10 protein-coding genes and 1 pseudogene are annotated in these 13,997 nt (G+C 63.5%); 4 read left to right on the top strand and 7 right to left on the bottom strand.

Features of this window, described 5'->3' with window-relative positions:
- Positions 1-6: 6 nt before the first annotated feature.
- Together ACIQUG_RS27575 and ACIQUG_RS27580 are read right to left on the bottom strand one after the other, a co-directional pair.
- A pseudogene (locus ACIQUG_RS27575) lies at positions 7-841 on the bottom strand (TrmH family RNA methyltransferase).
- Positions 842-845: 4 nt separating this feature from the next.
- Positions 846-1,229 carry a hypothetical protein gene (locus tag ACIQUG_RS27580; RefSeq protein ID WP_034806447.1) on the bottom strand — a complete coding sequence of 128 codons (384 nt, stop codon included), beginning with the start codon at positions 1,227-1,229 and terminating at the stop codon, positions 846-848.
- A 29-nt stretch (positions 1,230-1,258) separates the two neighbouring features.
- On the opposite strand from ACIQUG_RS27580, the gene ACIQUG_RS27585 reads away from it, so the two are divergent.
- Entirely contained in the window at positions 1,259-2,287 is a 1,029-nt protein-coding gene (locus ACIQUG_RS27585) for an RluA family pseudouridine synthase (RefSeq protein WP_402325400.1), read from the top strand.
- Between the two features lie 210 nt (positions 2,288-2,497).
- A complete protein-coding gene (gene rpoH, locus ACIQUG_RS27590) occupies positions 2,498-3,403 on the top strand; it encodes an RNA polymerase sigma factor RpoH (RefSeq protein ID WP_043611895.1) in 906 nt (301 codons plus the stop codon).
- A 110-nt stretch (positions 3,404-3,513) separates the two neighbouring features.
- On the opposite strand, the gene ACIQUG_RS27595 is transcribed toward rpoH, so the two are convergent.
- On the bottom strand, positions 3,514-5,847 hold the full coding sequence (locus ACIQUG_RS27595; protein WP_402325401.1) for a hypothetical protein: 2,334 nt from the start codon (positions 5,845-5,847) through the stop codon (positions 3,514-3,516).
- A gap of 63 nt (positions 5,848-5,910) precedes the next feature.
- Positions 5,911-7,209 (bottom strand): adenylosuccinate synthase, encoded by a 1,299-nt coding sequence (locus tag ACIQUG_RS27600; RefSeq protein ID WP_043623234.1) that lies wholly within the window; start codon positions 7,207-7,209, stop codon positions 5,911-5,913.
- A 204-nt stretch (positions 7,210-7,413) separates the two neighbouring features.
- Between ACIQUG_RS27600 and ACIQUG_RS27605 the strand changes: the two genes are divergently transcribed.
- Both ACIQUG_RS27605 and ACIQUG_RS27610 read left to right on the top strand, forming a co-directional pair.
- The gene (locus tag ACIQUG_RS27605; RefSeq protein ID WP_402325402.1) at positions 7,414-8,295 is read left to right on the top strand and encodes a DMT family transporter; all 882 of its coding nucleotides are present in this window, start codon (positions 7,414-7,416) and stop codon (positions 8,293-8,295) included.
- 126 nt (positions 8,296-8,421) lie between these two features.
- On the top strand, positions 8,422-10,236 hold the full coding sequence (locus ACIQUG_RS27610) for a methyl-accepting chemotaxis protein (RefSeq protein ID WP_402325403.1): 1,815 nt from the start codon (positions 8,422-8,424) through the stop codon (positions 10,234-10,236).
- Between the two features lie 44 nt (positions 10,237-10,280).
- On the opposite strand, the gene ACIQUG_RS27615 is transcribed toward ACIQUG_RS27610, so the two are convergent.
- The 3 genes from ACIQUG_RS27615 to ACIQUG_RS27625 all read right to left on the bottom strand — a co-directional run bounded on the left by ACIQUG_RS27615 (position 10,281) and on the right by ACIQUG_RS27625 (position 13,812).
- Positions 10,281-10,787 carry a GNAT family N-acetyltransferase gene (locus ACIQUG_RS27615; protein WP_402325404.1) on the bottom strand — a complete coding sequence of 169 codons (507 nt, stop codon included), beginning with the start codon at positions 10,785-10,787 and terminating at the stop codon, positions 10,281-10,283.
- Positions 10,788-10,906: 119 nt separating this feature from the next.
- Entirely contained in the window at positions 10,907-12,502 is a 1,596-nt protein-coding gene (gene serA, locus ACIQUG_RS27620; protein ID WP_402325406.1) for a phosphoglycerate dehydrogenase, read from the bottom strand.
- A gap of 131 nt (positions 12,503-12,633) precedes the next feature.
- The gene (locus ACIQUG_RS27625; RefSeq protein ID WP_402325407.1) at positions 12,634-13,812 is read right to left on the bottom strand and encodes a phosphoserine transaminase; all 1,179 of its coding nucleotides are present in this window, start codon (positions 13,810-13,812) and stop codon (positions 12,634-12,636) included.
- Between the last annotated feature and the right edge of the window lie 185 nt (positions 13,813-13,997).

Raw genomic sequence — 13,997 nt, forward strand, 5'->3', positions numbered from 1 at the left:
GACCCCTCAGATCCGGCCGTTGATCAATGCCACCTGGTGCAATGCGATGCCGGCCGCGGTCGATACGTTGAGGCTGTCGAGCCCCGGCCGCTGGCGAATGCGCGCGGTCTGGATCGCGGTCATCACCGCTTGCGGCAGTCCCTCGCCCTCGGTCCCCATCAGAAGCGCCGTGCGCGGTGCCGGAGGGATTGCGCCGATGTCTGTCGTTCCTGCCGGCGACAGCCCCCAGATCGCAAAGCCTGCAGCCTGCAGCCGCTCCAGCATGGCGGCGACGGAACCCTCGCGAGCGAAAGGAACCGTCAGCACGGAGCCGACGGAAACACGGATGGCCGCGATACAGCGGATCGCAGCTGGTCTCGTCCATCAGCACCGCATCGACCCCGAAGGCCGCGGCGTTGCGGAAAAGCGCACCCATGTTGTCGTGATTGGAGATGCCGCAGGCCGCCAGCACCAGGCTCGACGTGGGCAGCGACGCGATCAGCGCATCGCGATCCGGCTCGCCTTCGCGGCGCCCGAGCGCCAGAACGCCGCGATGCATGTTGAAGCCGGCGATCGCGTCGAACACCTGCGCGTTCGCCACATAGACCGGGACGTCAGACGGGAAACGCCGAAGAATGTCGCCGACGCCCTCCAGACGGTTTTCCAGAAGCAGGAGGGCCTCGGCGGCAAAACCGCGGCGGGCCTCGTGCGCGGCGGCCAGCATGCGCAGGACCACAGTGCCCTCGGCAATGAAGCGGCCCTGCCGCCCCGTCAGATCGCGCTCCTTGATCGAGACGAAACCAGCGATCCGGGGATCGGCGGGATCGTCGATGCGCAAGACGGGCGGGAGGGCGTCGGACATGCCGTCAGTTCGTCCGAACGGTGATATCCGCAACGATGCGGCCGGTGCCGATGTCGAAGACGATCGCACGCGGCTCGGCGCCGGGCAGGTTGCCGTAGAACAGCACCTGCGAGCCAGAAAGCGCGACATTCGTCACGGTGAAGCCGGCGGGCAGCGCGGCAACGGCGTTGAGCGGCGCCTCACTCGGAACGACGGCGGCGGACGTCTGGGCCGGCGCTTTCTCATCCGTGCGCGTCAGCTTGTAGACAATCGTTCCAAGGACAGCCATAAGCATGACCAACATGACGCCTGCCGAGACGAGCTGCAGCTTCACCATCTTGCGGCGGACATTTTCCATCGCCGGATCTAGCGGCTTGTCTTCCTGGTCATCGGGCTCGATTGCGGTCATGGCTGGCCTTTTTTCGGATTTTTAACGGAATGAACGACCCCTTTAAACAAGCAACGGCCAATAGGAAAGTCCTGACGGCGGGCGAGGATGCCGCAGGACGGCTCGATTCCTTCCTGACGGACGCACTTTCGGGTGAATTCTCCCGCAACCGTATCAAGGCTCTCATTGAACAGGGTGCCGTGTCGGTGAACGGCAAGCCGGTGAGCGAGCCGAAGAAGAAGGTCCAGCCGGGGGACATCTTCGAGATCGACCTCCCGGAGCCGGAAGATCCCGAGCCGAAGGGCGAGAACATCCCCCTCGACGTCCTTTATGAAGACAGCGACCTGATCGTGCTGTGCAAGCCGGCCGGCCTCGTCGTGCATCCGGGCGCCGGCAACTGGACGGGCACGCTCGTCAATGCCCTGATCCACCACTGCGGCAGCAGCCTGTCGGGTATCGGCGGCGTCAAGCGCCCCGGCATCGTCCATCGCCTCGACAAGGAGACGAGCGGCGTCATGGTCGTCGCCAAGAACGATGCGGCCCATCGCCATCTCTCGGACCAGTTTGCCGACCACGGCCGCACCGGCCCGCTCGAGCGCGCCTACCGGGCGGTCGTCTGGGGCAGGCCACGGCAGTTGAAGGGCACGATCGACGCGCCGCTCGGCCGCGCCGGCGACCGGACGAAGCGCGCCGTCAAGCGCGAGGATAGCGACGACGCCCGCGAGGCGATCACCCATTACGAGGTGGTCGAGCGCTATCTCGAAAAGCCCGATGGCACCTCGCTCGCCTCGACGATCGAATGCCACCTGGAAACGGGCCGGACCCATCAGATCCGCGTACATATGGCCCATATCGGCCACCCGTTGATCGGCGATCCCGAATATGGCGCTGCCTTCAGAACCAAGGCGAACCTTCTGCCGGATGCCGCCAAGGCCGTCGTCAACCAGTTCCACCGTCAGGCGCTGCATGCCTTCATGCTGCAGTTCGAGCACCCGGCGACCGGCGAGACCATGCATTTCGAAGCGCCGATGCCGGACGACATGGCAGCGCTGATCGAGGCGCTGCGCAGCGGGGAGTGACCGCCCCTTGAAATCCGTCGGAAGAATTCCGATCTAAAGCGGGCCTCTATTCGTGACATTTCCGTCGCTCCGGCGTCACATCCTTGTGAACCGGACTCCTTGAATCATGCTTTCGCCGTACTTATTTTCTACGTTCGTGGGGTCTTGACGAAGACCCACATGCCCGGCTTGCCGACCGGAGGCCGGAGACTAAAAAGGGGGGTGCTTCATATGGCCCGAAACAATTTGCCGACCATTGCCGCTGGAGAAGGCGGCCTTAATCGTTACCTCGACGAAATTCGCAAGTTCCCGATGCTTGAGCCGCAGGAAGAGTACATGCTCGCCAAGCGGTACCAGGAACACGACGACCGCAAAGCGGCGCACAAGCTTGTCACCAGTCACCTTCGCCTCGTCGCCAAGATCGCGATGGGTTATCGCGGCTACGGCCTGCCGATCGGCGAAGTCGTGTCGGAAGGCAATGTCGGCCTGATGCAGGCCGTGAAGAAGTTCGAGCCCGATCGCGGCTTCCGTCTCGCCACCTATGCAATGTGGTGGATCAAGGCGGCGATCCAGGAGTACATCCTGCGCTCGTGGTCGCTGGTCAAGATGGGCACGACCGCCAACCAGAAGCGGCTGTTCTTCAACCTGCGTCGCCTCAAGGGCAAGATCCAGGCACTCGATGAGGGTGACCTGAAGCCGGAGCATGTCAAGGAAATCGCCACCACCCTCAAGGTGAGCGAGGACGAAGTCGTTTCGATGAACCGCCGCCTGTCCGGCGACGCCTCGCTCAATGCGCCGATCAAGGCGAGCGAGGGCGAGTCCGGCCAATGGCAGGACTGGCTCGTCGACGACCACGACAACCAGGAAGAAATCCTGATCGAGCAGGACGAACTCGAAAGCCGCAGGGCACTGCTTGCGAACGCGATGAAGGTGCTCAACGACCGTGAGCGCCGCATCTTCGAGGCACGCCGCCTGACAGAAGATCCGCTGACGCTCGAGGATCTGTCGGCCGAGTTCGACATCAGCCGCGAACGCGTCCGGCAGATCGAAGTTCGTGCGTTCGAAAAGGTCCAGGATGCCGTGCGCAAGGCAGCGCTGGAGCGCGCCAATTCCCTGCGCGTCGTCGAAGGCGCCTAAGGCAAGCGCAGCAACTTAAAGCGGCGGTTCTGCTTCAAGAACGCGAAACCCAATAAAAAACCCGGCGGTTGCTTCCGCCGGGTTTTTTGTATGTTCGGTTCTTGTCGAGCTTACTGGCTGTTGCTCTCGGCAGCCGTACCCGTCGCCGACCAGGCGCGCATGGCCTGGTTGAAGGCATCCGTGCCGCTCTGCCCCTTCTCAAGCGTCAGAAGCGCACGGCGGCCGTTGCGGTAGGTCAGCGGGATATCGATCCAGCTGCGGCTGCGCAGCAGCTGGGTGTTGTTGCCGATGGCGTCCGTCGCATCGTTCAGAGCGATCATATGAAAGTCGTCGGTGATCTTGGCCGGAACCGCGATCAAGGCGTCGCCTCGATCCTGCTCGGTCCGCTTCATCGATACGCGCTGGACGCTGTCGATGGCGCCGCCCTCGAAATTCGACGGCAGCGAGAACACGAACTCGATGACGTGGCTTGCCGGCAACGACGGATCCGCATTTCGCTTGATCGTCATCAGCGCGGTCAGGCCGCGGTCCGGAACGGTGATCTGGGCCTGGATCGCCGGCTCGGGCTTGGCGTCGCCGCCGGGCGATTCCTCCTTCACCGACCACGCCACGGTTCCCGGAACGGCCGTGGGCGAAGACTGGCCGAGACGCTCCTCGTAGAGGAACATCTTCTCGCCGGTGGCAAGGGCGACTTCAGGCTGGTTCGGCTGGCCGGCCGGCTGACCAGTCGCGGGCGTTCCGGCCTGGCCGGCCGTGCCGCCCTGACCGTTCGCCGCTTCGACAGGCTTGCCTGCTTCCGTCTGCGGCGCCACGGATTTGCCTTCCTGCGCAGCGCTCTCGCCCGTTGGGTTGGCCGGGCCGTCGTCGGTTTCCGATCCGTCCGCCATCAGGCGCTGCGTGAACTTCGTCGAGTTGTTGTCCGGCGCAACCGTATCGTCATGCGCGGCCGGTTGCTGCGTGGCCGTTTCGCCAGCGGGCTGCGGCGGCGTGCTTTGCTCGGCCGGCGTTCCGCCGATGCTGGACACCGCCGAGCTTATCGACGACACCATACCGGAAATCCAGGCATTGCCGGCCTCGCGGTTCTGCCAATAGGCAAATCCGCCGCCGCCAAGCGCGAGCAGGGCGACGCCCGCAATGAAGAGACGCTTTGCGCTGAAACGCGACGGCTTCGGCGTGGCCCGGTAGGATGTCGGCCTAGGCGCTGCCGGGGTTGCTTCGCCAGCCCGTTCCGGCTCGCGCGCAGCCGCCGCTGCTCCGGCTCCCGCCGCAGCAGCGTTGGCCGCGTCCTCGAAGCCGAGCAGATCGTCAATGTGATCCCAAGCGGTACCGGCGCGATCCTGCTGGTTCTGCGCCGCCGGTGCGGCAGCCGCCTGAACCGGCTTTTCGACCGGCCACGACCAATCGCTGATCTCCGGTTCGGACGTCTTCTCGGCCCGCCGCTCTTCGATCGGCGCAAAGGGATCATTGTCGTCGAACGACCAGCCGCGCACGGGGTCCGCCTTGGGCGTCACCTCAGGGGCCTGCTGCTCCGGCTCGGCGACCGGATGCATCCCCAAAAGCTCGGGCGCGGTGTCCGGGTCGTTGGTCTCGGTGGCGCGCTCTTCGCCGATGTGTTCGGTGACCGGCGCGACGGTCGAGGTCGGACCAACGGTCTCCCATTCGGGCAGGTCCCACTCGGAGAGGGCCGGCTTCTGCTCGGCACTTGCAGTCGGCGCTTCGTCCCAGGTCGGCTCGTGCGCGGCATGGTGCTGCGTCTCGACCTCCGGGGAAGGCACCGGTGTTTCCTGCGCTTCTGTCACCGGCTCCGAATATTCGGGCGCTTCATAGGCCTGCACGTCTTCGTGCGACTGAACGACGACGGGAGTTTCCTCCAGCGGCGGCTCAACGGCTTCGGCAGGCTCAACGACCGGCTCATGTTCTACAGGCTCGACCGGAGTTTCCTCGACCGGCTCAGCCTCGGGCTCGACCACATGCGTCGGCGCCTCATAGGCCTCGACAGGATGGTAGGGCTCGGCGGCGATCTCCGGTTCCGCTGCGGGCTGCACGACCGCATCGTCGGCAACGGCCACCGGCTCGCTTTCGACAACCTGTACAGGCTGAGCTTCCGGTTCCGGTTCCGGTTCCGGTTCCGGTTCCGGTTCCGGTTCCGGAACGTGCTCTACTGCCGGCTCCGAGGCAACCGGTTCGACGGTCTCCGCCTCGGCAACCTCGGGCTCGTCGAGCGCCGGCAAGGCCTCGGCATGTTCGCTGTCGACCTCGGCAATCGCATTTTCGAGTTTCGCCAGCTGGCGATTGATCATGTCGTCCGACGGACGCGGGTTCATGTTTTCGAGTTGGCGGCGCACGGCCGCGCGCGCCTTCTCGTATACCCTGTCCCGCATTTCAGGTGTGTTTTCCGACAGGCCGTCAACGGTCCTGCGAATAACTGCAACAAAATCCGCCATTAGTACTTTCTCATACGCCCAGGTATGTCTTTGCGATCACGACGCAATGTCAGTTCGCCGACACTAGTCCTCAAAGGGGTCCGTCACAAGTATTGTGTCGTCCCGCTCCGGGCTGGTCGAAAGAAGAGCAACCGGTGCACCGATCAGTTCTTCCACCTGGCGGACATACTTGATCGCTTGCGCCGGAAGATCTGCCCAGCTGCGTGCGCCAACCGTCGATTCTTTCCATCCTTCAAGCGTAACATACACTGGCTTTGCCGAAGCTTGCTGCGCCTGGCTTGCCGGCAGATGGTCGATCTGCTGCCCGTCCAGAGTATAGCCGATGCAGATCTTCAGTTCGTCGAGACCATCGAGAACGTCAAGCTTGGTGAGCGCGATGCCGGTGATGCCGTTGGCGGCAACCGACTGGCGTACCAGGGCTGCATCGAACCAGCCGCAGCGGCGCTTGCGGCCCGTCACCGTGCCGAACTCATGACCCTTTTCCCCGAGGAACTGGCCGATTTCGTCGGTAAGTTCGGTCGGGAACGGACCTTCGCCGACGCGTGTCGTATAGGCCTTGGTGATGCCGAGGATGTAGCCGAGCGAGCCCGGGCCCATGCCCGAACCGGCGGCAGCCTGGCCGGCGACAGTGTTCGACGAGGTGACGAACGGATAGGTGCCGTGGTCGATGTCGAGCAGCGTGCCCTGAGCACCTTCGAACAGGATGCGCGCGCCCTTGCGGCGGGCCTTGTCGAGCAGCACCCAGACGGTGTCCATGAACGGCAGCACCTTGTCGGCGACCGACGAAAGTTCCTGCATGATCGCGTCATGGCTGATCTCGGCTTCACCGAGGCCGCGGCGCAGCGCGTTGTGGTGCGTCAGCAGGCGGTCTACCTTGGCCGGCAGCGTGTCGAGGTCGGCAAGGTCCATGACGCGAATGGCGCGGCGGCCGACCTTGTCTTCATAGGCCGGGCCGATGCCGCGGCGCGTCGTGCCGATCTTGGTGCCGCTGTTGGAGGCGGCGTCTTCGCGGATGCCGTCAAGCTCGCGGTGCAGCGACAGGATCAGCGTGGCATTGTCGGCGATACGCAGGTTGTCCGGCGTGATCGCAATGCCTTGCTTGCCGAGCTTGTCGATTTCGGCGATCAGCGCGTGCGGATCGATGACGACGCCGTTGCCGATGACGGCAAGCTTGCCGGGACGCACGACGCCGGAGGGCAGGAGCGACAGCTTGTAGCTGACGCCGTCGATCACCAGGGTATGGCCGGCATTGTGACCGCCCTGAAAGCGCACGACGATATCCGCGCGCTCGGAGAGCCAATCCACAATCTTGCCTTTGCCTTCGTCACCCCATTGGGAGCCGACCACTACGACATTCGTCATAATTCTCTTCCTGTTCAGGCGCGCAACCGAGGCTGCGCTGTTCTCAAACCCGCGCATCTATACTGTGTTGTCATCTGGAAAGCGACCCCGTTATGTCGGGCGTTCCGCCCTTTTTGCATGACAAGGCCGGGATTTAGAGCCTATATCTTCCGCTCTCCCGCCATCGCGACAACCGGTCGCCATCCCCATGCAGGTCTGAGCATCGTGAATTCCAGGGCCTACGTCTATCTCTGCATCACCGCTCTGTTCTGGGGCGGCAACTCCGTCGCCGGCAAGATGGCCGTCGGCCATGTGAGCCCGATGATGCTGACGACCCTGCGCTGGGTCTTCGCCCTCATCGTCATCCTGGTGCTGATGACGCCGCAGATCCGGCGCGACTGGGACAAGATCCGCAAGCACTGGCTGCAGCTTCTCGCCTACGGCGTGGTCGGCTTCACGACCTTCAATGCTCTGCTCTACTCGGCGCTCAAATATACGAGCGCCATCAATGCCGTCATTCTCCAGGCCGGCATCCCGATGCTGATCTTCCTCTTCAACTTCGTGCTGTTTCGAACGAAGGCGTCGATCGCCCAGGTGATCGGCTTTACCGTCACCCTCGTCGGCGTTCTGGTGACGGCGGCCCATGGCGACGTTACCAGTCTGCTGTCGCTCGAATTCAACTTCGGCGATGCGCTGATGATCGCCGCCTGCGTCGTCTATGCCGGCTACACCGTGGCGCTGCGCTACAAGCCGACGATGCACTGGCAGAGCTTCATTGCAGCCCCCGCCTTCGGCGCGCTCTTGAGCGCCATCCCGCTGTTGTTCTGGGAGATCGGCACCGGCACCGCAATCGCGCCCGATACCACCGGCTGGATCATCGTTCTCTACGCCGCGATCTTCCCATCGCTGATGTCGCAGGTGCTTTATGTCCGCGGTGTCGAGATGATCGGCGCCAATCGCGCCGGTCTGTTCATCAACGCCATTCCCGTTTTCGGCACGCTGCTGTCGGTGATGCTGATCGGCGAGACCTTTCACCTCTTCCACCTTGTCGCGCTGCTCCTGGTGCTTGGAGGGATCGCGATCGCCGAAAAGGGTCGCCCGCGCTAGCCGGAGCCTCGCGCCTGCCGGGTAAGTTTCAGGCGATGCAATCGCTAGAACTCGGGAGGTGACTTAAGGCTTGATTAGCAGATGGGTGTTTCTGTCACCCCCAGGATTTTCCTTGGGGCTAAGGCAGTGAAAAACATTAGAATTTCGACACGTATCTATTTATTGACGGCAATGGCGCTGGTCTTCATGGCGGCTGCCATGGCCTATAAGACTCAAGTTGCCAACGCGGAAGTCAGCGACGAACGCCGGCAGATGCTGCGCAACGTCACCGAAGCGGCGATCTCGACGATCGCAAGCTTCGAGGAACAGGAGCGCAGTGGCACGCTCTCGCGTGAGGAGGCCCAGAGCCGCGCCATTTCCGCCGTCATGGCCATGCGCTTCGGCCAGGACGGCTACTTCTTCATCAACGGCTTCGACGGCATGATGATCGCTCATCCGCTCGCCAAGAAGCTCGTCGGCACCGACGTGCGCGGCCTCAAGGATACCAACGGCAAGGCCTTCAACGTCGAACTCATCGCGTTGGCACAGAACCCGGGCAACGGCATCGTCAACTACTACTGGGACAAGCCCGGCCACGAGGAGCCGGTCGAGAAGTACTCCTATATCCAGGGCTTCAAGCCCTGGGGTTGGGGTGTCGGCACCGGCGTCTACGCCGACGATCTCGCCGCCAAGTACAATGCGTCGCTGCTGATGACGATCATCACCACGGCGATCGCCGCGATCGCGACGCTTGCCGCCGCCATGGCGATCGGCCGCTCGATCAGCCGGCCGATCAACCGGCTGAAGGACGTGATGCTCGAAGTGTCGAACAATGACACCCGTTCGGAAGTCCCCGATACCGACCGCCGCGACGAGATCGGCCACATGGCCGACGCGCTTGTCGTGCTGCGCGCCTCGGTGATCGAACGCAACGCGCTTGAGGTTCGCCAACGCGAACAGCAGGTGGCGCTCGACGGTGAGCGCAGCGCCAACGAGGAAATGCAGCAGGCGACCGCCCGCGTGCAGGCCCATGTCGTCAGCACCATCGGCGGTGCGCTCGAGCGGCTGGCGAGCGGCGACCTCACCACCCACGTGCCGGATCTCGGCGCCGATTACGAAAAGCTGCGCCAGGACTTCAACACCGCCGTTGCAGCACTCCGCTCGACGGTCAGCGCAATCGCCGACTCCACCTCCGTCGTTACCGGCAATGCCAATGAGATCAGCCGGGCGGCCAACGACCTGTCGCAGCGCACCGAGCAGCAGGCAGCGTCGCTCGAAGAAACCGCAGCCGCCCTCGACGAAATCACCTCGGCGGTGCAGAACTCCACCAACCGTGCCGAGGAGGCGACCCGCATGGTCGCCGAGGCTCGCAAGGGTGCGGCCACCTCGAGCGAGGTCGTTCGCGACGCCATCACTGCCATGGGCCGCATTGAAAACTCGTCTTCGAAGATCGGCGAAATCATCGGCGTGATCGACGACATCGCCTTCCAGACCAACCTGTTGGCGCTGAACGCCGGCGTCGAGGCGGCGCGCGCGGGGGATGCCGGCAAGGGCTTTGCCGTCGTCGCGCAGGAGGTGCGGGAGTTGGCGCAGCGTTCGGCAACGGCTGCCAAGGAGATCAAGGGTCTGATTACCGCGTCGGGCGTCGAGGTTTCGGCCGGCGTGCGCCTGGTCGAGGCGACCGGCTCGGCGCTCGGTGACATCGAGCGGCGGGTCAACGAGATCAACGACCGCATCGTCGCGATTGCGACGGCAGCGCGCGAACAGTCGGTCGGGCTGCGGGAGATCAACACCGCCGTCAACCAGATGGATCAGATGACCCAGCAGAACGCCGCCATGGTCGAGCAAACCTCGGCCGCAAGCCAGACGCTCGCCGGCGAAAGCAACGTGCTTTCCGGCCGGCTTGCCCAGTTCACTGTCGAGGAAAAGATATGGCGGCCCGCGACGCAGCGGGCGGCCTGATCCAGCACAAAACGAAAATGGCGCCGATCGGCGCCATTTTCATTTCAGACGAGGTGCCGCTCCATGTAGAGCGCGTCGTCACCGTAACTTGAAAGCTTCTGTACCAGCCGTTCGTCCATGCGGACCTCAAAGCCCTGTCTTTCCCAGAAGCCGCGGGATCCGTTGACGGAAATGAGCGACATCGACCGGAACCCTTCCGTGCGAGCGACATCCGCAAGCATCGGCAACACGCCGCCCCCTGCCCCGGAGCCCCGCATTTCCGGCAGGAGCGCGAGGTCATGGATGTACCACGTGTCGGCGGCCTCAGGGATTTCGCCAAGCATGCTGTTCAGCGACGGCGGCGCACCGCGAAGCCATGGGTGGCTCAGCACATAACCGCGTGACAGACCTTTCGCATCCAGCATGAAACAACCGGCAGGGCTGAGCGCGATGCGGTCGGCGAGAACGGCGTCATCCTCGGGAAAGGCCTGGTGAACCACGAGCTGGATCTCCGATACGGAGGCGAGGTCGGGCAGGCTTGCCTCGCGCCAGCGGAATGTCATTTCGGTCATTTCTCGTCACATGCGTTCGAAACAGGAAAACGCACCGGCGGTCGGCCGGTGCGTCCTCGATATGTCCCGTGAGTGGGTCGGCAAAGTGGCAGACGGTGCTGCCACTTGCTGGGCTGGCATCAGTCGATGTTGAAGACCAGCGGCTTTGCCTGGCGAATTGCCGGATTGGCACGCAGCTTGTCAAGCACAACCTCGGAAACCGCACCATCGACGTAGAGCAGCGCGATCGCATCGCCGGCTTCCTTTTCGCGGCCGAGCTGGAAGTTCGCGATGTTGACCCCGGCATCACCGAGCGTCATGCCGATGAAACCGATCATGCCGGGGACGTCGGTGTTGGTGATGTAGACCATGTGGCTGCCGACATCCGCATCGAGGTTGATGCCCTTGATCTGGATGAAGCGCGGCTTGCCGTCCGAGAACACCGTGCCGGCAACCGAACGCGTCTGGTTCGCCGTCTTCACCGTCAGCTTGATGTAGCCGTCGAAGACGCCAGTCTTGTCGCGCTTGACCTCGGACAGGATGATGCCCTTCTCCTTGATCATGACCGGCGCCGAAACCATGTTGACGTCGGCGACCTGCGGCCGGATCAGGCCGGCAAGCACGGCACTCGTCAGCGCCTTGGTGTTCATGCCGGCGGTCGAGCCGTCATAGAGGATCTCGATTTCCTTGATCGCGCTTTCCGTCACCTGGCCGACGAAGGCGCCGAGAACGTCGGCAAGCCGGATGAACGGCTTCAGGATCGGCGCTTCCTCAGCCGTGATCGACGGCATGTTGATGGCGTTGGAAACGGCACCCTTGACCAGGTAGTCCGACATCTGCTCGGCCACCTGCAGCGCGACGTTCTCCTGGGCTTCCGTGGTCGAAGCGCCGAGATGCGGCGTGCAGACGACGTTCGGCAGGCCGAAGAGCGGGCTTTCGGTCGCGGGCTCGACCTCGAAGACGTCGAAGCCGGCACCGGCGACATGGCCCGACTTGATCGCTTCGGCAAGCGCTTTCTCGTCGACGAGACCGCCGCGAGCGCAGTTGACGATGCGCACACCCGGCTTGGCCTTGGCAAGCGCTTCGGCGCTCAGGATATTGCGGGTCTTGTCGGTCAGCGGCACGTGCAGGGTGATGAAATCGGCCTGGGCGAGCAACTCGTCGAGCTCGACCTTGGTGACGCCCATTTCCTCGGCGCGCTCCTTGGAGAGGAACGGGTCGTAGGCGAGAACGTGCATCTTCAGGCCGATGGCGCGCGAGCAGACGATGGAGCCGATGTTGCCGGCGCCGATGACGCCCAGCGTCTTGCCGGTGATTTCGACACCCATGAAGCGGGACTTTTCCCACTTGCCGGCCTGCGTCGAGGTGTCGGCGGCCGGAAGCTGGCGGGCAACGGCAAAGAGCAGCGCAATCGCATGTTCGGCGGTCGTGATCGAATTGCCGAAGGGCGTGTTCATCACGATGATACCGCGGCGCGAAGCAGCCGGAATGTCGACGTTGTCGACGCCGATGCCGGCGCGGCCGATGACCTTGAGGTTGGTCGCAGCTGCGATCAGCTTTTCGGTCGCCTTGGTGGCCGAGCGGATGGCGAGGCCGTCGTAGTTACCGATGATTTCGGCAAGCTTGTCCTTGTCCTTGCCGAGCTTCGGCTGGAAATCGACTTCAACGCCGCGATCGCGAAAAATCTGGACGGCGGTTTCCGACAGTTCGTCGGATACGAGAACGCGAGGTGCCATGGAAGGCCTCCTTAAAGATCAGGTCTGAATGGAAATGCGGTTAGCCAGGCCTCGCTCCCATCGGGAGCGAAGCGGATCACTCAAATCAGTGTGAGATACGGGCGAAGTTCATTGTCCTCACCCTTGTTCGATCAGGCCGCGGCCTGTGCCAGCGTTGCCTTCTGGGTCTCGAAAGCCCAGGTCAGCCACGGCATCAGCGCCTTCATGTCGGCGGCCTCGATGGTGGCGCCGGCCCAGATGCGAAGACCGGACGGTGCATCGCGGTAGTGGCCGATGTCGAAGGCAACGCCTTCCTTTTCGAGAAGCGCAACCACGCCCTTGGCAAAGGCTGCCTGTCCGTCGGCGTCGAGCGCGAGCACGTCCTTGTCGACGATCTTCAGGCAGACCGAGGTGTTGGAGCGAGTCTCGTCCTTGACCGCGAGGTTGGCGATCCAGTCATTGGCGGCGACGAAATCGAAGATCGCCTGCGCATTGGCGTCGGCACGCGCCATCAGTCCCTTGAGCCCGCCGACCTGCTGCGCCCAGACGAGCGCATCGATGTAATCTTCGACGCAGAGCATCGACGGCGTGTTGATGGTTTCGCCGGTAAAGATGCCTTCGATCAGCTTGCCGCCCGAGGTCATGCGGAAGATCTTCGGCAGCGGCCAGGCCGGAACGTAAGTCAGCAGGCGTTCGACGGCGCGCGGCGACAGGATGATGACGCCATGGGCGCCCTCGCCGCCCAGAACCTTCTGCCAGGAGAAGGTGACGACATCGAGCTTGGCGAAATCGAGGTTCTGCGCGAAGGCGGCCGAGGTCGCGTCGCAGATCGTCAGGCCCTTGCGGTCTGCCGGGATGAAGTCGCCGTTAGGCACACGCACACCCGAGGTCGTACCGTTCCAGGTGAAGACCACGTCGCGGTCGAAATCGACTTTGGAAAGATCGGGAAGTTCGCCGTAGGCGGCTTCGAACTTGCGAACGTCGGCGAGCTTCAGCTGCTTGACCACGTCGGTCACCCAGCCGGCGCCAAAGCTTTCCCAGGCGACCATGTCGACGCCGCGCGGACCGAGCAGCGACCAGAGCGCCATTTCGACGGCGCCGGTATCGGAAGCGGGCACGATACCGATGCGGTAATCAGCCGGCACTTCAAGAATGTCACGGGTAAGATCGATGGCCTGCTTCAGCTTCGTCTTGCCGATCTTGGCGCGGTGCGAACGACCGAGCGGAGCATCGGAGAGAGCGTCGAGCGTCCAACCGGGGCGCTTCGAGCAAGGGCCAGAAGAGAAATGGGTATTGTTCGGACGGAGGTCCGGCTGTGCAGGCTTTGCCATGTGCTATCCTTCCAGATAGATAGCCCTTCGTTGGGGAAGGGTGTCCCGCCGTCGTCGATATTGAGGGCGGGACCGGAAGTCAAGCGCTTTGTCGCAATCGACAAAATTTATGGCGTCGCGAGCAAGATCTGCAAACATGGAGAGGCGCTCCCGACCGATCGTTGCCCACTGGCGTTGCGGTCGGC

This window comes from Ensifer sp. NPDC090286 (assembly GCF_044769565.1).
In the GTDB taxonomy this organism is placed as follows: Bacteria; Pseudomonadota; Alphaproteobacteria; order Rhizobiales; family Rhizobiaceae; genus Ensifer.